The 24,128-nt window shown below is 58.4% G+C and carries 21 protein-coding genes and 7 pseudogenes; 15 read left to right on the top strand and 13 right to left on the bottom strand.

All coding sequences use genetic code 11. The features are described from left to right. Nucleotides 1–48 precede the first annotated feature (48 nt). Nucleotides 49–1,158: a hypothetical protein gene (locus AAFG07_RS34855; protein ID WP_342724211.1), complete on the top strand. Its 1,110-nt coding sequence runs from the start codon at nt 49–51 to the stop codon at nt 1,156–1,158. A 20-nt stretch (nt 1,159–1,178) separates the two neighbouring features. Then, nucleotides 1,179–2,258 (top strand): DUF3616 domain-containing protein, encoded by a 1,080-nt coding sequence (locus tag AAFG07_RS34850; RefSeq protein ID WP_342724210.1) that lies wholly within the window; start codon nt 1,179–1,181, stop codon nt 2,256–2,258. Between the two features lie 39 nt (nt 2,259–2,297). Here the strand turns inward: AAFG07_RS34850 and AAFG07_RS34845 are convergent, their stop codons facing one another. Next, nucleotides 2,298–3,458 carry a hypothetical protein gene (locus tag AAFG07_RS34845; protein WP_342724209.1) on the bottom strand — a complete coding sequence of 387 codons (1,161 nt, stop codon included), beginning with the start codon at nt 3,456–3,458 and terminating at the stop codon, nt 2,298–2,300. 120 nt (nt 3,459–3,578) lie between these two features. On the opposite strand from AAFG07_RS34845, the pseudogene AAFG07_RS34840 reads away from it, so the two are divergent. Further along, nucleotides 3,579–4,010 (top strand): annotated as a pseudogene (locus tag AAFG07_RS34840) (TrlF family ATPase); the annotation flags it as partial. Nucleotides 4,011–4,186: 176 nt separating this feature from the next. Here AAFG07_RS34840 and AAFG07_RS34835 read toward each other — a convergent pair. Continuing rightward, nucleotides 4,187–4,594 (bottom strand): annotated as a pseudogene (locus tag AAFG07_RS34835) (transposase); the annotation flags it as partial. A 294-nt stretch (nt 4,595–4,888) separates the two neighbouring features. Here AAFG07_RS34835 and AAFG07_RS34830 point away from each other — a divergent pair. Continuing rightward, on the top strand, nt 4,889–5,065 hold the full coding sequence (locus AAFG07_RS34830) for a hypothetical protein (protein WP_342724208.1): 177 nt from the start codon (nt 4,889–4,891) through the stop codon (nt 5,063–5,065). A 284-nt stretch (nt 5,066–5,349) separates the two neighbouring features. Here the strand turns inward: AAFG07_RS34830 and AAFG07_RS34825 are convergent, their stop codons facing one another. Then, nucleotides 5,350–6,543: an amino acid aminotransferase gene (locus AAFG07_RS34825; RefSeq protein WP_342724207.1), complete on the bottom strand. Its 1,194-nt coding sequence runs from the start codon at nt 6,541–6,543 to the stop codon at nt 5,350–5,352. Between the two features lie 444 nt (nt 6,544–6,987). After that, on the bottom strand, nt 6,988–7,896 hold the full coding sequence (locus AAFG07_RS34820; RefSeq protein ID WP_342724206.1) for a hypothetical protein: 909 nt from the start codon (nt 7,894–7,896) through the stop codon (nt 6,988–6,990). A 528-nt stretch (nt 7,897–8,424) separates the two neighbouring features. On the opposite strand from AAFG07_RS34820, the gene AAFG07_RS34815 reads away from it, so the two are divergent. The 4 genes and pseudogenes from AAFG07_RS34815 (at nt 8,425) to AAFG07_RS34800 (ending at nt 10,489) form a co-directional block, all read left to right on the top strand. Continuing rightward, entirely contained in the window at nt 8,425–8,811 is a 387-nt protein-coding gene (locus AAFG07_RS34815; RefSeq protein ID WP_342724205.1) for a hypothetical protein, read from the top strand. A gap of 415 nt (nt 8,812–9,226) precedes the next feature. Continuing rightward, nucleotides 9,227–9,868 (top strand): hypothetical protein, encoded by a 642-nt coding sequence (locus AAFG07_RS34810; RefSeq protein ID WP_342724204.1) that lies wholly within the window; start codon nt 9,227–9,229, stop codon nt 9,866–9,868. Between the two features lie 69 nt (nt 9,869–9,937). Beyond that, nucleotides 9,938–10,162 (top strand): annotated as a pseudogene (locus AAFG07_RS34805) (integrase core domain-containing protein); the annotation flags it as partial. Between the two features lie 66 nt (nt 10,163–10,228). Then, nucleotides 10,229–10,489 (top strand): hypothetical protein, encoded by a 261-nt coding sequence (locus AAFG07_RS34800; protein WP_342724203.1) that lies wholly within the window; start codon nt 10,229–10,231, stop codon nt 10,487–10,489. Here AAFG07_RS34800 and AAFG07_RS34795 read toward each other — a convergent pair. Further along, the gene (locus tag AAFG07_RS34795; protein WP_342724202.1) at nt 10,446–10,655 is read right to left on the bottom strand and encodes a hypothetical protein; all 210 of its coding nucleotides are present in this window, start codon (nt 10,653–10,655) and stop codon (nt 10,446–10,448) included. The two genes, AAFG07_RS34800 and AAFG07_RS34795, sit on opposite strands and share 44 nt — an antisense overlap. Nucleotides 10,656–10,733: 78 nt before the next feature. Here AAFG07_RS34795 and AAFG07_RS34790 point away from each other — a divergent pair, with 78 nt between their 5' ends. Beyond that, nucleotides 10,734–11,216 (top strand): hypothetical protein, encoded by a 483-nt coding sequence (locus AAFG07_RS34790; RefSeq protein ID WP_342724201.1) that lies wholly within the window; start codon nt 10,734–10,736, stop codon nt 11,214–11,216. Between the two features lie 235 nt (nt 11,217–11,451). Here AAFG07_RS34790 and AAFG07_RS34785 read toward each other — a convergent pair whose 3' ends face one another. The 4 genes from AAFG07_RS34785 to AAFG07_RS34770 form a co-directional block, all read right to left on the bottom strand. After that, nucleotides 11,452–12,765 (bottom strand): DUF2130 domain-containing protein, encoded by a 1,314-nt coding sequence (locus AAFG07_RS34785; RefSeq protein WP_342724200.1) that lies wholly within the window; start codon nt 12,763–12,765, stop codon nt 11,452–11,454. Nucleotides 12,766–12,785: 20 nt separating this feature from the next. Beyond that, nucleotides 12,786–13,127, bottom strand: coding sequence for a helix-turn-helix transcriptional regulator (locus AAFG07_RS34780; protein WP_342724199.1), 342 nt, complete (start codon nt 13,125–13,127; stop codon nt 12,786–12,788). Next, nucleotides 13,124–13,495, bottom strand: a complete 372-nt coding sequence (locus AAFG07_RS34775; protein WP_342724198.1) for a type II toxin-antitoxin system RelE/ParE family toxin — start codon at nt 13,493–13,495, stop codon at nt 13,124–13,126. The genes AAFG07_RS34780 and AAFG07_RS34775 overlap by 4 nt, the downstream gene beginning before the upstream one ends. 62 nt (nt 13,496–13,557) lie before the next feature. Further along, nucleotides 13,558–15,726: a phage infection protein gene (locus tag AAFG07_RS34770; RefSeq protein ID WP_342724197.1), complete on the bottom strand. Its 2,169-nt coding sequence runs from the start codon at nt 15,724–15,726 to the stop codon at nt 13,558–13,560. Nucleotides 15,727–15,972: 246 nt separating this feature from the next. Here AAFG07_RS34770 and AAFG07_RS34765 point away from each other — a divergent pair. The 4 genes and pseudogenes from AAFG07_RS34765 to AAFG07_RS34750 all read left to right on the top strand — a co-directional run. Further along, nucleotides 15,973–16,248 (top strand): annotated as a pseudogene (locus AAFG07_RS34765) (CopG family transcriptional regulator); the annotation flags it as partial. A gap of 473 nt (nt 16,249–16,721) precedes the next feature. Next, the gene (locus tag AAFG07_RS34760) at nt 16,722–18,683 is read left to right on the top strand and encodes an EAL domain-containing protein (protein WP_342724196.1); all 1,962 of its coding nucleotides are present in this window, start codon (nt 16,722–16,724) and stop codon (nt 18,681–18,683) included. Then, nucleotides 18,684–19,231 (top strand): annotated as a pseudogene (locus tag AAFG07_RS34755) (ATPase, T2SS/T4P/T4SS family); the annotation flags it as partial. A gap of 72 nt (nt 19,232–19,303) precedes the next feature. Further along, nucleotides 19,304–19,531: pseudogene (locus AAFG07_RS34750) on the top strand (TrbC/VirB2 family protein); the annotation flags it as partial. 116 nt (nt 19,532–19,647) lie between these two features. Here AAFG07_RS34750 and AAFG07_RS34745 read toward each other — a convergent pair. Continuing rightward, nucleotides 19,648–20,070: pseudogene (locus tag AAFG07_RS34745) on the bottom strand (site-specific integrase); the annotation flags it as partial. 112 nt (nt 20,071–20,182) lie between these two features. Here AAFG07_RS34745 and AAFG07_RS34740 point away from each other — a divergent pair. Together AAFG07_RS34740 and AAFG07_RS34735 are read left to right on the top strand one after the other, a co-directional pair. Next, nucleotides 20,183–20,542, top strand: coding sequence for a Fic family protein (locus tag AAFG07_RS34740; protein ID WP_342729332.1), 360 nt, complete (start codon nt 20,183–20,185; stop codon nt 20,540–20,542). A gap of 432 nt (nt 20,543–20,974) precedes the next feature. Beyond that, nucleotides 20,975–21,301: an inorganic diphosphatase gene (locus tag AAFG07_RS34735; protein WP_342724195.1), complete on the top strand. Its 327-nt coding sequence runs from the start codon at nt 20,975–20,977 to the stop codon at nt 21,299–21,301. On the opposite strand, the gene AAFG07_RS34730 is transcribed toward AAFG07_RS34735, so the two are convergent. The 3 genes from AAFG07_RS34730 to AAFG07_RS34720 form a co-directional block, all read right to left on the bottom strand. After that, nucleotides 21,217–22,230, bottom strand: a complete 1,014-nt coding sequence (locus AAFG07_RS34730; RefSeq protein WP_342724194.1) for a hypothetical protein — start codon at nt 22,228–22,230, stop codon at nt 21,217–21,219. The genes AAFG07_RS34735 and AAFG07_RS34730 overlap by 85 nt on opposite strands. A gap of 39 nt (nt 22,231–22,269) precedes the next feature. Continuing rightward, entirely contained in the window at nt 22,270–22,503 is a 234-nt protein-coding gene (locus AAFG07_RS34725) for a hypothetical protein (RefSeq protein ID WP_342724193.1), read from the bottom strand. Between the two features lie 824 nt (nt 22,504–23,327). After that, entirely contained in the window at nt 23,328–24,110 is a 783-nt protein-coding gene (locus AAFG07_RS34720) for a hypothetical protein (protein WP_342724192.1), read from the bottom strand. Nucleotides 24,111–24,128: the final 18 nt, after the last annotated feature.

The raw sequence follows: 24,128 nt of genomic DNA, 5'->3' as shown, positions 1-24,128 counted from the left end.
TATACAACGCGATCGGAAGAGTTCCTCACAGTCCAGGAGTGTCCGCCAATGTCCGTCACGATGCCCAGCCAACTCTACACAGCGGAGGACCTGCTTGGCGGATTCAACCCGTGGGACAAGATGGGCTACACGCTGTCACGGGACTTTGCGATATACCGCGAGTTCGTTGCCAATGGCGGGCCGTTACCCGCCTCGCTCGCCATCCGTTCCGAACAGGCGGCGCATGACGCGGCAATTGCCGATGCACTGCGGGCCTTCTTGAAGACAGTCCAGCGGCCGCTCGTAGGCATTATGGGTGGGCATAGCCTTCCGCGAAACCACCCGGCGTACAAGGCCATAGCCCATCTTGCCCGCGACCTGGCCCGGAAGGATTTTCTTCTCGTCTCCGGCGGCGGGCCCGGCGTGATGGAGGCTGCGCATCTCGGTGTGACGTTCTCTTCCACCGAAACGACCAAGGAGCTCGACGATGCGATTGAGGCGCTGGGCAAGGCACCAAAGGCCCCGATGCTCGACGATCTCTTCGCCCCTGATTGGACCATCAAGGAGGGCAAACTGAAAGCCCTTCTTGAGGCACGGGATTGGCTCAAAGCTGCGATTGAAGTGCGCCGAAAAGCTCCTGCCACGCTTCCCGTAAGCCTTGCGATTCCGACCTGGCTTTACGGCGCGGAGCCAACCATGCCGTTTGCAACCCATTACGCAAAGTACTTCCAGAACAGCCTCCGCGAGGAAGCGCTCGTCAACAATTCGCGGGCCGGCATCGTTTACGGCCGTGGGGGCGGCGGAACAATGCGCGAAGTCTATCAGGATGTGGAGCGCAACTACTACGCCAAGACCCTCGACGAAGTAACACCGATGATCTTCTTTGATGTCGAAAAATACTGGGAAACAGATCCCGTTATGGAGGAGATCAAGGCAACGACGCCCGGCATCAATGTAAAACCCGTGATCCGACCGATCCTGACCTTCGGCCTCGTATCAGATAAAAGGCCTCGAAGCGACGTCGAAGCTTGCCTCGATAAGAAGCTGCTCTTCACGATAGATCATGCCGTTATCATCGGTGCTTTACGCGAACACGAAGCACAGTCTCAGAAGAACCTCACCTTTGCGCTGGCTGCCGAACCCTTAAAGATCGGTACCCTGCGGATGAACCGCCGATAGCCGGGCGAGCGAGTTCCAGGTTGGCGCGTCATGCCACTGTCAAACCCTTGATGAGAAATGATTTGAAACCCGTGGAATTGATGGTCACGTCATATAGCCGCGCCGCGGCCGTCTGTTTGCTGTTGATCCTGGCCTGTGCTGCCGATCCGGGGCATTGCCGCGAAGAGCAGGCGTGGCCAGTCAAGAAAACACTGGTCGGTAAGGATGGCGGAAAGTCCAAGGATGTCAGCGGCATTGCCTGCAGCACCGCTACCGGCTTTCCTCGCTCATGCCTTGTCATCGACGATGATATGCAGGCCGCCCAACTTGTAACTCTACACGATGGCGAGCTCATCGCCGGCAAGACCATCGACCTTATCGACAACACTTTCGAAGGCCGACCGCTTGAACTTGATGGCGAAGGCGTGGCTTTTGCAAACGGGTTTTACTATGTCATCGGCTCGCACGGGCATCCCCGCGACAAAAAACATAAGCTTGACCCAAAGAAACACGCGGATGAAATCAAGGCGCGGATAAGTGCGAGCAGCCAAGTCGTTCGCGTTCCTGCCAGTACGGAGGGCACGTCCGCGGATGGCATTGAGCGTACGGATGAATTGCGGAATGTTCTTGCGTCTAGTCCGATCCTGGCCGCTTCAATGGATAAGCGCCTTGAGGAAAACGGGCTGACAATCGAAGGGATTGCGATCAAGAGCGATGGCACCCTCTTGGCAGGCTTGCGCGGTCCGATCCTGGGCGATGAGCGAGCCGTTGTAGTCCCCGTTGCGGTCGAGTCCTTGTTCAGCGGCCCGCCCGGAGCGGCCGAACCGTTCCGTCTTTCCTTGGGCAAGGGCCGCGGGGTTCGAGACCTCGCACGCTTCGGAGACGGCATTCTGATTTTGGCTGGCCCGATGGCCGACGGACCGGGAGTCTATGCCATCTTCTCGTGGGATGGGGCGAGCGAGAATGTCACGCTACTCGCCGAGCTGACTTCGTTTGATGCCGAACGTAAGCCTGAAGCACTGCTTCCGTTGGACAAAAGCCCCGCGGGCTTGCGCGTGCTGATTTTATTTGATGGTGACAAAGAAGGGGCGCCCACCCCCGTCACCGTTCCGCTGCCTTGATCTGGGGTAACGCTCGACCGGCCTCGTGCGTCCTGCGGACTAATTCGCTTCAAATTCGAGCATGGTGCACTCCGTATCGACGTCTATGTCGTCATCGGTAAGATCAATCTTTGATACACGCTTCAGATAATAGTCATAACGCACGTCCTCGGAGCCGTTGACCACAAGCGTGATTTTCATATTGCTGACATCGTCAGGCACAAAATCGTCCTTTGCGACAGCAGCGTCTTGATGCTTACCCCAAAGGGTGACAGCTGGGACTGCGAAGTTAAATTTCTGGAAGGGCAACACCAGTCCGCCGTTCAGAATCGCGATCTTGAACACCTTTGGAAGCTTTGCAGTCGGGGCAATTTCCGGGTTTCGGCGGTCGACGACGCCGGCCAGCGTGCCCGGATCCAAGTCCCAGCTGATCGCATAGGTAAATTCCGTCCCCGGACTCGGCGACTTTCCCGGATGGACAACCTGCGGAAGGGAATCCCCGTTGCGCTTCGGGCTTTCCCCTGCAAAACCAGCCGAGGGTATCTTGTCGCCAGTATTTGACGCCCATTCGGCATCCTTGCCGATACTCCCAAACGACAGGATCGCGTTGGATGACGCATCCAACGACATCAGCACGACCGTCGAGCCTTGCTTTTTCTCGCTTTGTTTCACTTGCTCGGTGGCCGCGTCGGCGGGCGGAGGCAGCGTCGCGTTCAGGCCATTTTTGGGATCGGCAACAAAAGAAATAAGCGGCAGAAGGAGTGCCTCATAGTCGACAACTTCGAACGGAGTGACCGGCACCCCACCTTGCGACGTTAAGGCGTTTTCGTACTGACCTTTGGTGCCATCATCCATCGCTTTCCGTAGCGCGGCACTTCTGCTTGTGAACTCCCAGCGGAACGAAAGGCCGGCCAACTGCTGGCCAGAAATGATGATTTCGTTCGTGCGCTTTGCTTCGGCGACAAACTGTGCGGCGTGCGAGGCACTATCCTGTCGACGCCGCAAATCCTCAGACACAAGGCTGATGATCAGGCCAAGTGCTGTAAACCCAATAGCCGCCGCCCCAGCCTTGGTCAGGCGCCGCTCGCCATTTGGCCCCTTGATGGCGAGGTCGTTGACGGTGCCCCAAATGGAAGAGCCGGCCGCGAGGCACAGGCCCAAATATTTCAGTACCAACAACCAGGTCGAAAGGTCTCCCAGAAACCCATAAGCTGCCATCAATTGAGCCCTATCCCGCCGCGACAAAGAAGAAAGCGTAGCAATATTCCTGCTTAGTGAGAAGTATCGCCGTGGTTTCACTGCGGCGGTCGTGGTACCGGCAAATCGACGCTGCTCGAATACTTGCGTTGGGCACTTTGCGATCAACCGCCCGGCATCGCCGACGAAGATGCACCGAACTATCTGGCACGGCGCGCGCGGCTCATCGAACAAACCTTAAAGCCAGTCAACGCCACAGTTCAGGTAAGTTATGAGGTGAACGGCGTTCCTCACGTCGTCCGGCGCGACAGCCGCGATGGAGGCCTTCAGATCAAGATCGCCGATGCCGACATGCGTCCGTGTTCGGAGGACGAGGTACGCGCGCTGCTGCCGATCCAGGGTTACAGCCAAAAGCAGCTAAGTGGCGTCAGCGTGCGCATTGATGAACTCTCACGATTTATCACCGCACCCATCCGCTCTGAATTGAGCCGCGTCGCGCAGCAAAGCGCCGATCGTGCCGAGCGCATCCGGCAGACCTATGCGTCACGCCGCCGCCAGCGCACGCTCGCGCGTACCCTCGATCAGCGGGCGCTCGAAGAGCGCTCCCTCAGCGAACAGGCCGAGGCCATCAAATCTTCATTGGCGGGCTTATCCGACTATGACCGTGCCATCATCGCCAAGGGCAGGACCTTTGATGCTGCCGACCAGGCGGTTCAGTCTTGGCGCGACGGCACTACGACGTTCAAATCTGGCGCGCCAGTCTTGTGCGCCACCGACAGACTTTCCTGGGTCAGCGCGACGAGCTGCTCCTCGCCGAGCCGCTGGCGCCAGCGCGTCATCGACGATCAATCGAACGGCAGCCGGTGGCAGAAGCTCAACTCACCGCAGAAGTATTGATAATAGGGGTTCTCGATCCAGCGGGCGCACAGCACCTCATCCGAGAGATTGTGCATGTGCTTCAGGATGAACAGGCCGGCGACAAGCCGCGTCGGCAGGCCAGGCTGCCCCGGCCCGGTTTGGCACACCGAACCAAAGCGGTCATCCAGAAACTTCCAGTCGATAAGCGACGCCAACCGCACCAGCGGGTGGCCCATGTCGATGATTTGATCGAGCGCCGGAAGCAACAGGTCTTTCTGGCGATCATCCCGCGGTCTGCTCATCGCCCTCCCCAATGCCGATGACCCGCCGTCAGGGAATCACGAATCCCTCGAAAGCGAAATCCCAAAACGCAAGAAACCGCGGCCCAACACCCGGCTTCCTGCAAAATCGAATACTTTATCGAGACAACTTCTGCTTATCTATCGGGCCGATACGCATTCTTCACGGACGACTCCGGACGGATCGATCCATGAGTCAAAAAATCAGGCGCGCGCTTTACCGAGAAGCAGGGCCACTGTCTGGCTTTCATCCATACCTACTCGCACATGTTCGGACGCAGGTCCGGCGAAACCGACATGCAGCGCCACTTCCGCGTCAGTTCGCCTTCGGTCCACCAGATGATCGTCACGCTCGAACGAGACGGTCTCATTCGCCGTCAAGCCGGCGCCCCCAGAAGCATCGAAATCCTCGTGCCGCCGGAAGACTTGCCGATCCTAAGCTGGCGCCGTATCGAACTGTCAAAATCGCTGTGACGAGCCACTAGCTCATTGAGTGATAGCTGGCACGTGGCGGCAGCTTCGCTGCCGTCTTCGGTCAGAGCTCGTTTCCTCCCTTGACTTGCTCGCCGGCTTCGTAGCCCGCTGCCTTTCGTCTTCGATCGCAAAGCTGCTCGTGTGCTAGGACTTATCAACCTGAGCACATGTAGAACGGGTTCGATCCCTCAGCACTCCACTCTCCACCGTCCGGCTGCTGGTGGCGCTCTGATCGTGAATGCCGTCTAGGGAATCGAACCTTTGACGGCGGTCTGAGGCCTCTATCAAGGCCCATGTCCCGGTGCGGAACTCACCGCCCCCTTGATCGCGCTTGCGACACGCGCCACATCGGTGCGCTTCAAGCCGGCGACGTTGATTCGGCCAGATGTCGGCATGTAGATGCCGTGCTTTTCCCTTAGTTTCAGCACCTCGGTCTGAGAGAGGGGCAGCATGGAAAACATGCCCTCTTGCGAGCCGATGGCGACGGCATTCGACCATCTTCCTACCAATGCGTCGGCGAAAGATTTTCGCAACGTGAGGAGGCGATGACGCATCGATTCCAACTCTTCACGCCAGTCCCGGCATAGTTCGGGGGAGCAGAGGATGGTCTTGACGATTGCGGCGCCGTGATCGGGCGGCATTGAGTAGCTGGCGCGGGCGATAGCAACAAGATTGGACCGAGCAGTCTCAGAAGCTGATTGCAAAGACGCGACCGCAAACACCGCGCCAGTACGCTCGCGATAAAGTCCAAATGATTTCGAGCATGACACCGCGATAAGCGCCTCTGGAACAGCAGAAATTGTCGAACGAAGCGCGGCGGCGTCTTCGTCGAGCCCGGCACCGAAACCCTGATAGGCAAGATCAATCAACGGCGTAAGCCCGCGCGCAGAGATCAGCGCGGTGATCCGACGCCAGTCGTCCGCCGTCAGCACAGCGCCGCTCGGGTTGTGACAACAAGCATGAAGCAAAACTGCGTCGCCGGGCTCGGCCTGTTGTAGTGCATTCATCATGCTGTCAACTAGAATGGTCTGCGAGGCAACATCAAAGAATGGGTAAGTCTCGACCGGGAGACCGGCACCCGAGAAAATTCCTGCATGACTCGGCCAACTCGGTTGACCCAGCCAGATCTTACCCCTTCCGGTCCCGCGAATCAGATCGGCAGCGAGCCGCAAAGCACCCGAGCCACCGGGTGTCTGCACACCAGAGGCGTGGATGGTTGCCGTATGCCCGCCAACCAACGACCACAGCAGATCAAGGAATGTTTGATCACCCTCCGGCGCCACGTACGCCTTAGTGTTCTGGGTCTCACAAATCAGGTGCTCCGCAGCCTTTACGGCACGAAAGATCGGCGAATGACCGGCCTCGTCGCGATAGACGCCGACCCCAAGGTCGATCTTGTCTGGTCGGGGATCTGCGTCAAAGAGCCCAATCAGCGCAAGCAGGGGATCGTTGGGTTTACGGCTTAGTGTTTCGAACATTGTCGGCTTTCTTGATCGAGCGGGAACGGGCCGCATTTGACCGGATGGTAGGCTGCGTTCAGAAGTCAGAGAGTCGCGGCTCAAAGTCTCGCGTCATAGTCGTGCAATCTATCGTTAGGCTCTAGATTGCGCGACGAAGTTGTCGACACCAGTACGCTTTTTGCCCGCCGACGAACTATCAGGAATTAGCATGCCAGGTTCGGTGACACCGCTCTGATTGGGACCTAAATCGTTCGGCTAGGCGACGTCGAGAGCTTGTATGAGCAGAGAGCTGGCTCCCCAAATTCGGACAGTAGCTTGAGTGGGGTTTCTGCCTGAGGGCGACGATGGTTCTCGTCGCCCCACTGCCCACTCCCATCAGTCTGCTATAATGCCGCGAACCCTGCTTCCGATTCTTCCGAGTATCGGAACAAGGACAAATGCCCCTTTCTGGATCTTCTCCACTCATCTTTTTGTCCCTGACTTCCTGTATGGATTCGGTCCGCTAGCGGTCCGATAGTCATCCAGGTTCCCGCCCAGAAACAGTACCTCGCGCTCCTCAGTTGGGGTATCGCTCACCCATGCTAGATTGGGTTCATCATTCTCAGTCCCGTCCTCAAGAATCCTGACTATCTCTTCGGACGTCCAAGTGGCGGCCCTCGGCACCGTGTAGGTGTGCAACTCAATGGCGCTTTCCGCGATCGCTTTCGCGCCATACTCATTGGCATCGTCCGGCGAAAGGAGCAGTCGCGAGGCGTCCTCGGACAGTGATACAAAAGGCGAAGAATCGGTATCCCCCCTCATGTGCTCTGCCGCCGCGCGACCCAGATCAAGTTGTTGCCCTCCCCAAATATTCCAAGGGGCGGCGTCGTAACGTAAAGACGCCATCGAACGCAAATGGTCCATCGCGCTCTGATGGTCCAACACACGTGGCTTGCAATGGGTGGCGTGATCTTGAAAACGCTGCAGCTCGGCATACGACGATGCCACTACGTCATCGAAAACGCGGCTGCGATCGACACTGCCGGCTGACGGCCCAGTCGCTGTTGGCCACTGTGCTGATTGTTGCGCAGCCAGTTCGATTTCCCTTCTGAGCGCCCCAACGTTCGCACAGGTGAGCGTTGCAGCAAGCTGAGCGCGCGTTCTGACAAAGGATGCGGCTGCGGACCGTTCGTTACTCTGGATAGCCCGCGCTCTCATATTGCCTTCCGTCACAATCCGGGATGATCCAGCCCCGAGTGAAGCTGATGTTCGGTGGATTGGCTGAGTCTCTCTAAGTCGCTGCTCAAAGTTTGCTTGCCCTGCCTCTTCGTGGTGCGGCTCGACGTAGTACGTGCTAGCGGCGGATGGGTTGACGTTGTTAAACGGGGCCATTTCATTCTCGCTTGGCAGCCTTGTTGATATCGATGCTCTTGTGACAGTTACCTGACCGGGCGCGCCGCGAATTCGTCCTCGAAGGCTACTTTTACAATCGCGATCCCGCGCAATCGAGCAAAGCGTTTCTACGCTCTGCCGGCGCGGCCATCTCTCCGCCTCCGGCTGCGATCCGCTCAGGTGCTGCTCAAAGCTCGCTTGCTCCGGGTGCATGGCGAAGTACGTCCGGCAGACGTCTGGACCATCCAATGGGTTTATATCTTCAAATTGTCCATCCCTGCGGTCACTTCGCAGGTCCGAGTACTCGGATCCGTGCGTTTCCATTCTAGGAGGGTTAGCTGTCGAGAAGCTGACGGGCATCAGAGAGACTCACAATGAGAATCCGTCACCCAGATTCAGGCCTAGATCGGTTGGATCAAGCAATACGGCCAGCCCATTCTCGTCGACGCGATCTTGCAAGTCGTTGCCGCCTCCGTTCGGAAGCACAGCGCTCCTTATATCCAAGACGTCCCACGCTATGCGAAGGTCATGCAGCAGGCCGACGACAGAGACCCCGGCATGGGGGACCGGTATTTGGCGCGCGGTCAGATGCGAATAATGTATCGCCTGGTCGAAGAGGAGGATCCAAAGCTTCTTCAGCTGGTGGCCGATGCGATGCGCAAAGGAGTCCCAACTGACGACTTCTTCGAAACCATCGAAGAAAACGAGACCCTGAGGGATTGCCTTGCTGCGCTGGGGATTGATCCCAAGGAGTGCGAAGGCTTGGGGCGTGAGAAAACCCCACTGGTTTTTGTGAGCGGAGATTCCCCGGCGTTCAAGATGTGGGAAGCGCATTATCGGAAAGAGGCAGGCCATGGCGTGCCGCTGAATAACCGATTTGGCTGGTACTTCCCCTCTGAATACCCACCGGCTTAGGATGGGCCGACAAGCGGTCCGGCGGAATAATTTTCAGTCGCGCCGACGTCGCTTCCCATTGGGACGCGCTTCTTTGGCGCATCCCCACCGGCTTTGCCGCGGGAAGACGATCCGCGCGAGCGGTGGTGATGCAGGAGTGCCGTTGTTGGCGCCGAAAGGGAGGCTTCCACGCTTCCCAAACTGTGGGCTCGTCAGCTTCTCGACAGCTGATTTCATTATCTGAGAAAATAGGGTCCTTGCTCATACGGGAAGCAGAATGAATAGGAATGCATGGAGCCTCGCTGACTCGGCTCGACTGCAACCCGGCGACATGAGAACGCACGCCACCTCACCGGCATGCCCGTCGCCGGATCAAACGGTCTTTGACCGGCAGTTAAGGGAGTTACGGTCGCTCCACCAGCCTTCAGATTCAGTCTTGACAGACTTTGAAGGTGGATCATCTTCGACTGTGATGAATGGCAATATGAGAGCGGGTGCTATCCCGGAGCGCGAACGGTGTAGGGCGGCGGCCTTCGTCAAGGCGCGCGCCGAACTAGCCGCATCGCTCGCCGGAGCGAACGTTGGAGCGCTCAGTTACGAGATCAGGTTGGCCGAGCAGCGAACGACACGGTGGTCGACAACGTCTGGATCGTCCGCAGGCAGTGTCGATGCCAAGGGCGTTTTAAATGAGGTCCTGGCATCGTCGTATCTCGAGCTCCACCGTTTTCAGAACCAGAGCAGACACAGCAAGCCGCGTGTGGACAACGAAGTCGGCGCGATAGAGCATGTACGTTCCATGGCAAATCTACGATGCCACACCAGCCCGCATGTTTCCAGGGCGTTCAGCAACGACGACATCGACGAAATTGACATGGGGCGTATGGCTGCAATGCACACGTACGGTTATGCCAAATTGTCTTCTTTTGTGTCGTTGGCCCAAGACCCCTCACGACTGCTCGTCTCGGACGACAGTGCCGGTGCGGCAATCGCAGAAAAAGCTAAGGAGTTGCACACCTATACGGTACCGAGGGTTGCCGCTTGGCCCGCCGATCGAATCGACGGCGTTCTAGGTGTATAGTCCCAAACTTTGATGGTGCATTCTTATCGCACGATTCGAAGGATGCGCTATGGGACAAGTTTTACGCGGCTGTTCGATATGCGCTGCCAAGAGAATGGCATCGAACATCGGCTGACCAAGATCAAGCATCCCTGGACCAATGGCCAGGTCGAGCGCATGAACCGCACGATCAAGGAAGCGACCGTCCAGCGCTACCATTACGATCGACACGCTCAGCTCGAAGCACACCTTGCCGACTTCGTAAACGCCTACAACTACGCTCGGCGGCTGAAGACCCTGAAGGGCCTCACGCCCTAAGAATACATCTGCAAAGCCTAGACAACAGAGCCCGAACGATTCACCCTCAATCCGCTCCAGCAAATGCCGGGACTAAACACCCTAGCACGCGCCATCAAGGCGACCTTCGCGCGCCGCAAGACCGAGATTCCGACCGCGCTGCCGGATGCGTTCACCCCGGCCTTTACCGAGGACGCCGGCAAGAAGGATCAGTGGGCGGCGTTCACCAAGCAGGTTGCGGTTGACCCCGGCCTGCTGACGGATGTGGCGAAAACGCTTGCGGAATTCCTGATGCCGCGAGCTAAAGAAGCCCTCGCCTTGAAGGACGGGGACAAGGCGACCTAGCCGGGATGACCATGATGATCATGCCGATGATCATCATGATCACCAGCAGCAGCACCAGCAGCACGATCGGCATCAAGATCATCATCATCATCGGCACCGGCGGCATCACCAACACCCGCAGCACCAGCACCTGCTGGGCGATCATCGGCATGCCGATGATCGCCATCACTGCGATTATCGCTAGGCGAAGATCGGACGAGCAACTATATGTCGGGGTGTATCCCCATACCAATCGAGCTGCCGCGTGCCACAACGCCAATCCCCCATTGCTGTCATCGTCACCGCCCTCGAGGTCGAGACGCGCGCGGTCTTGCGGCAGCTCGGGAGGCACACGGTCGAGACCGTCAACGGTACCGGCTTCTTCAAAGGGCAGTTCGACGGCTGGGATATTGCGGTGGTCGAGGCTGGCCCTGGCAATGCGGGCGCTGCCGCAATCGCGGTCCGGGCGCTTGAGCATTACAAGCCCCATGTTGCGCTGTTCGTCGGCGTCGCCGGCGGCGTGAAGGACGTAGCGATCGGCGACGTGGTGGTCGCAGCCAAGGTCTATGGCTACGAGTCCGGCAAGGACGCCGCCAAAGGCTTCCAGACACGCCCTGACGTGCAGAATACGGCGCATGCACTGGAACAGCGCGCGCGCATTATCCGCCAGGCAAATGACTGGAGGTCGCGGCTCGATCCCGCGATCAAGCACGAGAAGCTGTCAGGCGCGTCGCTAAAAGCGTTTTGATAGCTATCGTGAGGGGCGGCGGCGGTGTCGATACGAAATCGACTTTAAATGGATGCTATGCTAGGGATTGGCTCGTATTTTCAGTGGGTTAAATGAAAAGAGGCCCGGGGAGCCTATACTCGACCGGACCTCTTTAGAAAGCTTACCCCGAGGGGTCTGTAATAGAGAAAAGTTCAACGACGCCTTGAGTGACGATACCAAGGCCCTGGCCGCCAGGCGTGCGCGCGGTCCTTCGTCATCCTAACTTTCGCTCGGGGGCGACCTCGTTCTCCAGCAACGGCATGTCCAAACTCGGGATCTCCGGCATGGCCTTGCCCGCGATGGCCTGAAGGTCTCCAACCATTCCAACAGTGGAATCTATGACCGCTAGGATTTGAGTTTCCCGCTTGGCCCACTGCCGGCCCATGAATTTGCGTTCCTTGTCGAGATCTTCGCGCATATCGTTGAACTTCTCGACAACGGCGTCGACACGCTGCCGGAATTTCGTTCCCGTCAGGTAGTGGTAAACCTGCTCCATTTTAGTTTGTTGACCTTGCTGGACGAGGCGCGAGGTACTCACGTCGATCAGCGCCTGGCGGAGCGCGACCGCCACGGGCAATGCGCAGCGGGGATGGGCCACCCAAACGCCGTCGACCAAGTCGAACTGCTCGATATGCTTGGGCAGAGCGTGGGAGATGATCAAGGCGACGTCGGCGCCAGTGCGGCGCTGGTCGTCCCGCAACTTCGCAAGCCAACCGTCGCTCCACGCCTTGGTACGTTTGGTCTCCCATAGAATAATGCCGGCAGGCTGCCCAATCGATCCGTTGACCTGCTGGATCACGTCGGCGCCAAGCTCGCCTTTTCCAACCGGCTCGATTGTGTCGGTCGGAAACCGGCCGCGAAGTAATTCCTCTAGCTCAAGCTCCAGCACTTCGCCCTGGGACTGCTGCGATCCTTGTTCAGCTTTGCGTTTCAGCTCCTCGATGGTGCGCGTCATTGATTCAATCGTCTGGTCCTTTTCGGCTACGCGCAGGCGTGCAGCCTCGTCGGCCTCCTGCCTGGCCTTGATCTGGATCGGGTCAATCTGCGCCTGAACGCGCTTCTCAATGGTCAAGTCAAGCTCGCGCTTCTCATCATCCAGCGCGCGTTGCTTGCGGATGAGTTCGACCTGCGCCTGCTGCGCTTCTGCCAGCTTGGCGTTGTTCGCTTCGAGCTGCTGACGGAGCTCGGCTACCTCATTCGTCCGGGCCTGAACGTCGGCCGCAGCCGCCTCGCGGGCCTTCTTCGCTTCCGCAGCAACGAGTTGGCCGCGCTCAGCCGCCAATCTGCTAGTGACCACGTCGTCGATCTGCTCGCGATCCCTTTGGAGTTTCTCGCGCTCTTGCTGGAGCGCCTCGGCCTTCCGCGCGATTTCCGCGTCTTTGCTTGCCAGTTGCTCCTGGAAACGCTGGCGTGTCTCCGCCAGGAGGGGAGCCGCAAGCGACTCGGTCAGCGGGATCTCGTGGTTGCAGTTCGGGCAGTGAAGGATTGGCTCATGGGCGGTTTTGGCCACCGTCGCGTTGAATGTCATGAACCCTCCTTTCGGCAGGCCTAGGCCGGAATGAACGTGATCCGGCCGGCCTCGCCACGCTTCCGATGTGGCTTTACCGTTATTTCGACGTCCTGGTCGAACGCCGTGAGCATCCGCAGCAGCTTTTCCACCGAAACCAGCTTGAAATGCCCTCGCAGGAGCTTGGAGAGGTCGGGCTGTTTCATCTCAACCAGCTTCGCGGCCTCGGTCTGGGTGATTTCCCGCTCGGCCATCAGCCGCTTCAACTGAACGATCAGGGCAGCCTTGAGCTGGTGCTCTTCGGCATTCGGCAGGCCGAGGTCGGCGAAAATGTTGCCGGAGCCCCGGCTGTGGGCGGGCAGCTTCTTCTTCGTGCTCATCATCGGTCTCCCTTTGTTGCTTTGTGGATTGCCTCGGCGTCGCGCAGGCGCTGCCGGATCAGGTCAATATGCCTCCGCGGAGTTGCGATTCCGCTGGTCGATTTTTTCTGAAAAGCGTGCAGGACGTACAGGACGCCCTCTAAACGCGTTGTGTAGACGGTGCGGTAGGTATCACCGTCGAAATTGTCGCGAATCTCCAAAACCCCGCTGAAGCCTTTCAGGGGCTTCGCGTTGCGCGGGTATTCGCCGAGCTGCGCTTCGAAAAGGGACTGGCCGATCTCGCTTCGGACGGCTGCGGGAAATGCCCGCAGGTCCTTTTTGCTCGAACCCACGAATACGGTGGGTTTGATCGCGCGCAGTAGATCATTCACGTTCTTATAGTAATATACCTATAGATGGAATGTCAACGGCTCCCAAGGCAAACCAGTGTCGGTTAGCTCAGCTTGCTCACATCCTGATAAAGAGCGCGAAGATGGTCGTCGGACATGTCCAGGATGGGTTCGTACATGAACGAATTCAAATGGATGTTTTCCGGCGTCATCAACACAACCCGTTGAATGACCCGCACAGCGCCGTCATCGCAATCCTTGCAGGCTTGATAAAGGGAAAGGAGCTTCGTGGTCTGGAGCGCCTTGATGGCGTCGACCTTCTTTTGGTCATTGATTTTCTTGACCATAAAGCTCTCCGCAGAGAAGCGCGCGGCTAAGGAGAGCACGATCTTGTTTTCAAGCTTGGAGGTGCTGCCGTCCTTGATGCATTGCGCCGCTTGGGACTGGATCGACGCGACCACCGTGTCGCCGGGCTTCTTCCAGGCGCCCTTGCCACCAAACAAGCCGGTATAGATTTTGTCGAGATCACTTTCGGTGATTGAGGCTGTATCGGCTTTGCAGTGAAGCAGGGAAGTCAGGCGAAGGTAATCGGGATCATCTTCGCCCTTGGTGTATTCAATGAGGTTGCGCATGAACGGAATTGACGCGATCCTCTTCATGGGATCGTTGAAAAACGCCTTTTTCCAGTCGCGGACGAAAACGTTCTGAATCCCAGAGGCGCGCGCAAGCTGCAAACCGGCCTCGCTCTTCGACGCCATGTAGCATTGAGAGTACGGGACGAGCAGGCGGCTGTTGATGGTGCGGAAGAAGTCGAAGTTGTGCGTCAGAATGAGTTGGGTGAAGATCGAATCCTCGCCGATTTCCATCAGGTACTGGATGATCGCGTATTTGTTCTTGTAATCGAAGGAGTCGGCAATGTCGTCGACCACTAGGAGGGTTTTCTGCCCGGATTTGCGGCGGGCCTCAATCTCGAAGATGACGTTGAGAACATAGAGGGCCTTCTTTTCGCCGGTGCTCAGGACCTCCACCAGCGACTCCTTTTGCACCTCCGCTGAATCCTTGCCGTCCTCGAAGCGGAATCCCAAAGAGAGCATGGGTTCTTGCCCCAACATCACCGAAAGGCGGTTCTTGGCCTCCAGCTTAAACGGTACGAAGAACCGGCTGTTGAAGACGTCGATGACCTCTTCCCACTGTGTACGCTCGGTCGCGGCTTGGGCCTCGATCTCGGCCCGTCGCTTTTCCGCCGCCTGAAACTTGTCGACCACATCGACGTAGGTGTCCCAGTTGGCCTTCAAATAGGACTTCCAAACCTCTTCCCGGAATTTGTCGATATTGGACAGTTCCGGCAGCAGGTGTTCGTTGTTGGAGACGTATTCATCAAATTCCCGCACCGTGGCGTTGCGCTGAATGAGCTTCTCCAGGTCGGAAAATTTCTTACGCAGATCCTTGTCGCTTGAAATCTGGTCCTTCTCCGCCTTGATGAGCTTCTCAAGCTCCTTTTCGTCCGCGATGTCTATCGCCTTATCGGCGTTCAGGCGTATCGAATGCTTGGCCTTGAAGAATCCATTGTCCGCAAGGCTCTTCGCGATGGTCGAGGCATTGTAATAATTGAAGATACCTTTTTTGAAATAGGTCGAGGCGGCAAGCAGCTCGTTGTATTTCTTGATGTACGACTCGATCGCTGTCTTGACGTCCTTGGTGTTGAGGAGCGTCAGCACTTTCTCGTCGAAGATGATGTCGTAATTGATGTCCGCGAACGGATGCCCTTTTTGAGAGGCTAGCTCGTCTCTGATCCGGATCAAGGCTCGGTAAAATTGCTGCTCTTCGCGCGTAAAAGCGAGTGATATCTCCCTTTCGATATCTTTTTTGGTGCCGGACTGAACCTTCAGAGCCGCAAGCAGGCGGTCCTTGGCGGCATCAATGTCTAGGTGGAGCTTCTCGTACTCCTCACGAAGCGCCGCATTGACGAGAAGGGTGGATGTCCTCTCGGTGTGACCGAACACCTCGTCATAGGGGCGGACGACCAATACGCATTCCGGGGCGATCTCCACCCCCGTTTCGTCGACGACCTTCCGGGCGGTTGGACGTTCAGGGAACACTCGATCTCCTGAAGCCTTGCCGTCCGCGATGTCCTGAAACGTCTTCGCCAAGGATGATTTCATGGCGCCGTTCGGTGCGTAGATCGCGCAAGCGCTGCCTGAATTGAAGTCGAACTGCTCTTTGAGTGCCCTTATGCCGTAGCAGTGCTGCAGCTCGACGCTAAGCTGTTTCATAGGTGTTCCCCCAGCGCTCATGTTCGCCCAATGAACGCCATCCGACTCAAGTTTAGCGCGCGCAATCGCCATCGTGCAATCGCAATTGCGATTCCGCGATCGAGTGTACCATTCCGTCTCCAGCGCGGACGGGTTCGAACGCGTGCTGTGCTACTTTGAGCCGCCCCGGTTTGTAGCCACATGCTCCCGGCCTGGATGTCGGTCATAGGCCAGCGGCGCGAACGCGCAAGGCATCCAACCGTCTCCCGGAAGGCCGCCATTGCGAAGCGACTTGATCAAGTCGATCGCCGCATCGTGCGGCTCGAACGCGACATGGGGATCTCGATCGAGACCTTGGCGTTATTCGTTCGGTTCTGGCTCGCTGCGACACCGCCGCTCCCTGAACAGGCTGCAAAAGCGGCGAGGACACAGGCGGCCGCGCGCTACGACAATTTCGTCGCTGCGATCGGGCGCCGGCTCAGTCAAGGGCCGAAGCTGCGGCAGGAGATCCTGGAGGATATTCAGGAGAGCGAGTCGACGTGAGACAGCCGTCTCAATCATCGGGATGGACAGCAACTGAGAGCTGCAGTGCGATTATGACACCATGAAAATCGTCGTCACCGCTACCAAAAGACCGCCTTTTTATTCGCCGGGTGCCGCGCGGCAGGACAGCGGACCGCAAGGGTCACGCAAAGAGAAAGTCGCTGGAGCAAGTGCCCCACCTAAACCTTTGTCGAGCCCGACCGGCCTCACACCCCGCCGCTTCATTCCGCTTGGTGCTCAGGCTGTCACCCTGCGGTTAGCGCAAATTTGCGATCTATCAAGCAATAGGTTTGTACGAAACGAACAGAGTTGGTCTTCAACTTTTAACCGGTCCAAGCCCTCAACGAGAATTCGTCGCGCCGTGAGGTGTCGCCAGGCGGCTGATACAATCGAAAGTTTATCTTTTGTCAAAGATTTGCCGCGACTTTCCAGAGTCGGCGCCAACGCCATAGCCAGTCCTGCAGGGTCTCAGAATGAAAGCATATCTGAACTCCTATCTCTCGAAGCTGCTGGCCGGGGATCTGGCGGCATTCGGCGGGCCGTCCACGGATGAAGCGGTCGCAGGATACATTCGTGCCGAGCAGCTCTCCCTCGTGCTGAGCTATTCGCTGGGCATCATGCTGGCCAACGTCTGCAATGCGACCGTGCTCGCAATTGCGCTTTGGCATTCGCCCGACAGAAACTTTGCGCTGATCTGGGCTGTGACCGTCGTCTGCGGCGCGCTATCGATCGGCTTGAGAGCGCGTTCATCACGACTGATGACCAAGCCCCAGTTCGTGTCACGCCAGGCCATGCACCGGTTGGTACGCAATGCGCTGGCCCTCGGAACCGCCTGGGCAATTGTACCAGTGGCCTTCTTCGCGAACGCCTCCAATGGCGGGCAGCTCGTCATAACATGTCTCTGCTCAGGGATGCTTGCGGGTGGCGCGTTCGCCTTCGCCGCTGTTCCGGTGGCGGCAGTTGCGTTCACGGCTCCGATCTTTGTGGGTACGGCGATTTGCCTCGGCAGAAACGACGATTTCGTCTATCTGCTCGTTGCTCTCCTGGTAGCGGCCTATGGCTTCGTGCTCCTGCGCGGAGTTTTCGCCCATTCTTTCGAATTTACCAGACGCACGATTGCTCAACTGGAAGCCGAAAGGAGGGGCCGACGGGATCCCCTGACGCAACTGCCGAACCGTTTTGCCTTCAATGAGAGCCTCGAAGGCGCTCTCAACCGCCTCGCCCGCACGGGCGAGGAGTTCGCGGTTCTTCTTCTCGACCTTGATCGCTTCAAGGAAGTGAACGACAAATTTGGCCACCCCGCGGGTGATGAATTTCTAGTGCAGGCCGCGGCGAGACTGCAGCGATGCGTGCGGCAGATTGATACTGTTGCGCGCATCGGTGGCGACGAATTTGCGCTTGTTATGGCCAGTCTGACCAAGGTCGAGGACGCCTTGGAAGTCGCCGAGCGGTTCGTCGGCGCCTTCGCCGAACCATTCGCGATCGAAAAATGCGAGATCGCGGGGACGATCAGCGTCGGAATCGCAGTGGCCCCGCGTGATGGCGACGTGCCTCATGAGCTCCTGAGGAATGCCGACATTGCGCTCTATCGTGCCAAGCAAGCGGGGCCCGGAACGATCTGCTTCTTTGAGATCAGCGATGGCAAATCGGCGCACGAGCGCAGGGCGCTGCAGCGGGATCTGGAGCTCGCGATCGACAGAGATGAACTGTTCCTCCTCTACCAACCGTTCTTTGATATTCGCGAGAACCGCGTCACTGGCTTCGAGGCCTTGCTGCGCTGGCGGCATCCCGTCCGTGGAGTAATTTCTCCGACCGAGTTCATCCCAATCGCCGAAGAAACCGGACTGATTCACGGAATCGGCGAGTGGGTGGTCCGACGCGCCTGCGCGACGCTCTCAAACTGGCCGTCGGACCTCAGGGTCGCCGTGAATTTCTCGGCAGCTCAATTCCATAACACCAGTATCCTACAGACAATCGTGCAGGCCCTCTCCCAAGCCAGAGTTGCTCCTCATCGTCTCGAAATCGAAATAACTGAGTCTATGCTGATCTCGAAGTACGCGCCGGCGTCAACGATCCTGAACTCACTCCTGCAATTGGGGGTGACGGTGGCACTCGACGATTTCGGAACGGGATATTCGTCGCTGACTTATTTGCTGAAACTGCCTTACACACGCATCAAGATCGATCAGTCCTTCATACGGGACATGTTGAGCCGACCGGATAGCGCGGCGATCGTAAAATCAATCATCACACTAACGCAGGACCTGCGGATCGGTGTGGTCGCCGAAGGCGTCGAAACCACCGAGCAGCTCGACTATTTGCGTCAAACCAAGTGTGATGAAGTGCAGGGATACCTCATCGGTCGACCGGTCGCGGCCGACCACATCTTCGCTCTGCTCGATCAAGACAAGCAACGGTCGACGCCTGCCGCTTGACTGGACGACTATGCGGCGGCCCGCATCATGACGGTCGGCCAGGCGGTCGTGCTCCGCGAAGCCCTCGCCGCCCGCAAGAACATCCTTGTCGCCGGCGGCACCTCGACCGGCAAGACCACGCTGACATAGCTGCTGGCCGAGATCGCCGGCACTACCGATCGCGTGGTCCTGATCGAGGATACGCGTGAACTGCAGTGCCGCGCGCCGAATCTGGTCGCGCCGCGCGCCAAGGACGGCGTCGCGTCCCTGTCTGACTTGGTTCGGTCTTCCCTGCGCCTACGCCCCGACCGGATTCCGGTCGGCGAGGTGCGGGCAGCGAAACCTTGGAGCTCGTCAAAGTCTGGGGCACAGGCCAGCCCGGTGGGATAGGAACGATTCACGCCGGCACGGCGCTGGGCGCGCTTCGTCGCCTCGAGCAGCTCATCTAGGAAGCCGTCCTCACCGTTCCCAAGGCGCTGATCGCCGAGACCATCGATCTTGTCGCGGTGCTGCGCGGCCGCGGCAGCGAACGCCACCTCGCCGAACTCGCTCTCGTCGCCGGCCTCGGATCCCACCACCGGCGATTAGCGCGTCCAGTCCGCCGGGGCGGGCGGCCAATCCTCGCTACCCAAGGACCCATCATAATCCAGTGCCCTCCCGCGATTCACTACCTTCGCCGCCGCTTCACCGAACTCGCGGCGATTGCCTTCATCTCCATCGCTTTAGCCCCTGCGGCCTACGCCTCCGGCTCCTCGATGCCCTGGGAGACGCCGCTCAATCAGATCCTGGAGTCGGTGCAAGGTCCGGTCGCCAAGATCACGTCGGTCATCATCATCACCGTGACCGGTCTGACGCCGGCGTTCGGCGATAGCTTTGTGCGTCGATCTCGGTCGCGGGTCTCGCGCCTTTTCGCGGAGCCGTGGGTTTGGACGGGCGCTTGGTCATGCCGCCGCCTTCAGGCGCTTCTTGGTAAGCATTGCGCGCACGGAATTTCCGAGGCCGGATTGTATGGGATACGGAAACGGCGCAGGGATGTGTTCCGATAATCGTTGTCGGATTTCATCCCCCAACTATAGGCCGCGTGGATGTAACATCGCACGTGGTCGGCCATTGAACGGGCGCCACGCTCGTAAATCGGTCGGATAAGCTCGACGATCTCGTCAGACTCGATCTCACGCGCGAGGCGGTGGCGCCCGAGCGTGTCGGCGATCTTGTTGAGGCCTTTCTCTGTCTCCTTCCAGGACGGCTTGCCGGCGGGCTCGAGCGACGCGACATAGCCCTCGAACATGTCGGCGACCGTGCCGGGGCGGGTGTCTGTTGCGATCTTGATGCTCCGGCCCTTCTGGATCACGTCGGCATAGTCGCGCTTGAAGATCTCGCGCGCCTGAGCCAAGGACGTCGATGGATAGAGACATCGTCGACCGGTCGGCCATGATCCCACGGCGGTCAAAGAGCTCGAGCATCGCGCCTTCCTTGACAAACATGATGATGCGGTCGCTGACCTCACGAAGCGCAGTAAGATTTCGTACCAGGATGTCCTTGGTACCCACAAACAGCTGTTCGAGGACGTTTGCCCATGGGCGGGCGAGGATCGCGCCGCCACGGCACCCAACACCGCAGTCACCAAGGGTGACGTACTGTTTGCCCATCCCGGGCAAGCCCAGCGTGCCGTAGAATACGGCCTACAGCTCGGCAACGATCCGGCTGTGATGGTGAAGAAGCCGGGCGAGGTGATGGGCGATCTCGCCTATGGACACCCATTCTTGGATGGCAACGGCCGTGCGATCATGGTCGTGCATGCGGTCTTGAGCCAAGCACCAAGCGGACGTCTTTGCGGCGCCGAGGGCGGAAAGATCGCGGCGTTCTGGATCCGCGCTTAGGATCGGTCCGTCGTGGCCAACAAAGCTTCGGCGTACTGCTCGGCGCCAGCTTTCGACCAACCTGGCTCGTCAAGTTAACGCCGTTCTCGTTGAAGCGCCGGATTTGCACGATACTTTCGCACGGCTGCTCCTTACCCAGTCCTGTCTGACCGAGAAACTTGAAAAGCTCGATCGAACTCCTGGTGATGGCGAAAGGCGGACAAAGTGTTCGGCGAATGATGACCGCCGCGAACGTCCTTGTGACCGTTGTAACGAGGTTCTGCGCTCAAACGCTGGGGCAGCAAGCTGACGAAACGCATCGGCGCCAAGAAAGGAGAAGGTTGTCGTCCAGGAGGCGCGGGAGCCGGTCGGCCTAAGACTGCTCGTCCTGGAGCCGGCTGAGTTCATTCCACCGTCAAAATTAATGGCGAGCCACGGTTGCGACCAGGCCAAGTGGAGATCGCATTTGAAGTGCGGCGGATTGGCTTGTTGAAGATGGATGATGACGGCGGCGACGACGAGAAGATCATCGCACTGTCGGCGTCACAGTTGACCCAGCGATCGAACGTACAGATCTCCTTGCGCCTGCGTTGTTACCTCGGTCTTCGTCTGTACCGCGCGAACGAGCCTACATCGCGTCATGCCCTCGAGTCCGGGCAGGATCTCGGCGATCAGCTCGGTCGTGCTCGACCAATTCAGCCAATAGAGGCCGAAATCCTCGCGGAAGTCGTCGTCGTGCTGTTTGGTCTCGTTTTCGCCAAGGAGACGGAAAGCTTCTGACAGCGCTCTTTTGACGGTGGCGATGCCGTCGCCGGGCACCGGCTTTCCGCCCAGACAGAGCTTGCCGTCCTTCTTGATGTGTGGCTGCGCCTGCGCACGCGTGCATACAATGCGCCGCTCTTGTCGCCGTAGGCCTTATACCTTTTCGTGGAGCAAGCCGAGTTGTTCCAAGAGATGCCATTGAGTGCGGCATAGATGCGCTTGTAGGCTTCTTTCTTCGCTGGGTAGAGGATTTCAAACGCGCTGGCCCATAGCGCCACGGATCTCACGATGTCATACAGCTTCGCGTCAGCGGCCGCAGGAAGCATTGCTGCCGCGTTCGCCATGTTGAGGGAACGGAACAGCCGCTCATCCTCGATGGACGGGCTGTCATTCGCGAAACACCGCTCCCAGCGTTTCAGGAGTCCGGCCATCAGCAAGATATCGACGTCGCGCCGGTCGAGTTGGTGCGTCGCCAACGCCGGCATGGTCTGACCGCGGAGGCGTCGGACCTCATGGTAGCCAAGCAGGGAAGGCGTCTGGGTCACTAGACCTTCTCCTTTGTTGCCCACCATCCATGGGTAAACGGCGAATGTGTCCAAATACATTGGCCCCCGGACATGGCCGAACTGGTGAACCTTGGCCCAGCTCAAGGGAATGACCGACATCGATATGAGGTCGCGAAATCCGGAGATAGCGCTGATGGTGCGATAGGTGTCCGGCTTGTCCTTGCGCCAGATGATGGTGCTTGGCTGGACGGGATCGCCGAACTCGGTCTTGAATTTCTTCAGGAAGCTGCACAGCCGGGGCTGCTGCTTCTTGATGGCTTTGATGCGGAACTCGTCTGGGGCAACCAGAGCGAAACCGTCCACGTCGATCGGGAATTTGACGTGGACGTTCGGTAGGCTGAACATCGGTGCCCAGAGGGGCGGCTCTTTCGCCCTAGCCATTGGCATCGTCCGGTTTGGGGACATTGAAGAGCATCAAGGTCAGCGCGTACTCCCGGTTGGGATCGTTCGCGTTGCGGAAGACGTACCGGAACCGGGCAGGCCCTGGACCAGCGGGCCGGACTTGTATTGCGGGTGGGCTCGAACCGCCTCCCGTGCCTTCTGGACCACGTCGCTAAAGCCCTTGTTGCGGTTGAAGATGACGAACACCGTCTTCGTGTCTCTCCAGGTCACGTATTGCTGGAGCTGGTCGATGGCGGCGGTGAAGGCGGTCACACCCTGCCAGATTTTACATTCGGCGATGAAGACGTTGGCCCCGCCTTGCCGGATGATGATGTCCGACTTTCCCTCGCCATTGAAGGTCTGACCCGGTTGCTTCTCCCTCGTACTGCCCGTTGAGCTGCACCAGGAAGTGGAAGCGCAAGGCTTCCTCGCCCAGGTCCGAGAAGGCTTTGGGGCTGTATTCCATGACCAGCGACATCATCGATGATGCGCTGCCCTGTGAAAAGCGGGACTGGATAGGGCGGCGGCATTGGAGAAATGGCTCGCAGGTTGCAATGCTTGCCAATAGCACTAAAGCCGTGCGCGTAATAGTGGCGTGGCCAAACCGCCGCCCGCAACCCCGGACGCTTGTCCGTTTATCTCCCTGAGTATGTAGACCAAGCCGCGAAGCTTTGCCGCTTAGGCGCTACTGACGCCAAGATTGCCAACTTCTTCGAGAGAGAGGGGCGCGCCCATACGATTCGAACGAGTAACGTCCACCTTCGCAGGGGAGCGCTCTATCTCTGGCAGAAAAGCGCAGCGCAGCCTCGTCAACGCACAATATGCAGTCTGCGACCCATCCAACTATGAACTTCAATTGGAAACTCGCGCTTCTGAATGTGGCCGGCATTTGCTTTCTTGCATGGATAGGCGCCAGCATCCTCGTTCCAATGACCGCGTTTCTTTGCTTTGTTCTTCTGCGACTACCAGCTCTCGATGAACGGCCGGCATTCACTTTTCGCTTGATGACGGCGACTTCAGCCCCTTTCCGCTGGATATGGTTATGGTCCTGCATTCCTTGAACATGGGCCGTGTCGACGCGGATGCTCCCTATAACGTTACAGGCCGAGTAACGCCTTGAACGCGTACCCGAGCAACACGCCCAATGCGGTCACGGTCGCGTTGGCTGCGTTGGCGACGATGCCGTCCTTCACTTTTGTCGCATACTGCACGACAGTTGGTTTGATCAGATCCACGACCAGATCGACGCGAACCCGGTTCGATCTTATGAGGCGCCGCGCGGCGGAGATTTCCGCCCCGCGCTGCTCCTTCTCTGCCGGATCGTCAAAGTCGTTGGCTTCGCGGATGGCTTTCTCAAGTTCCGCCATCGCCTCGTCGGCATCGGTATACTCCTTGCTGTTGTGATTGATAGTGACGGTGCGGTCGGATGCCGGAATGTCGGCAGCATCGAAACGCTGTTCAATGTAGCGTATCAACTCGCGCGTCGTCGGCAGGAAGAGTTGCCGGGATATGTCATAGACATTAGTATCGTAATCGTTAGCCGTGTAGAGGAAGGCGGCACAGAAATCATAGATATCCAGCTCGCCATTGCTGAGCGCCCGGAGCAGCGCGATGTGCATGGCCAGTCTGTCGGTCTTGTCCTTCGGCCATGTGAGCGTGCCGCTCCCGACCATGGACCCAATCGTCTCCTTGCACTCCGCGTACCATGTCGGAAAATCGACACGCTTCTCCAGGTCGGAAACGACGCGGTGCGCTCTTGGCGTGTCGTCGATGTTGCGGAGGAAGTTTTCCAAATGGTCTTTGAAGAATTGATATTTTGCGCTTGTTACAGCGTCAGTCAACTCGTTATAGATCGCGCGGAAATTCGAGAAATCGCTCATGATCGCACTGGCTCAGCA

The organism is Bradyrhizobium sp. B097, assembly GCF_038957035.1.
Taxonomy (GTDB): Bacteria; Pseudomonadota; Alphaproteobacteria; order Rhizobiales; family Xanthobacteraceae; genus Bradyrhizobium.
Note: the sequence above shows the minus strand (reverse complement) of the source record. Positions and strands in the feature narration are given on the sequence as shown.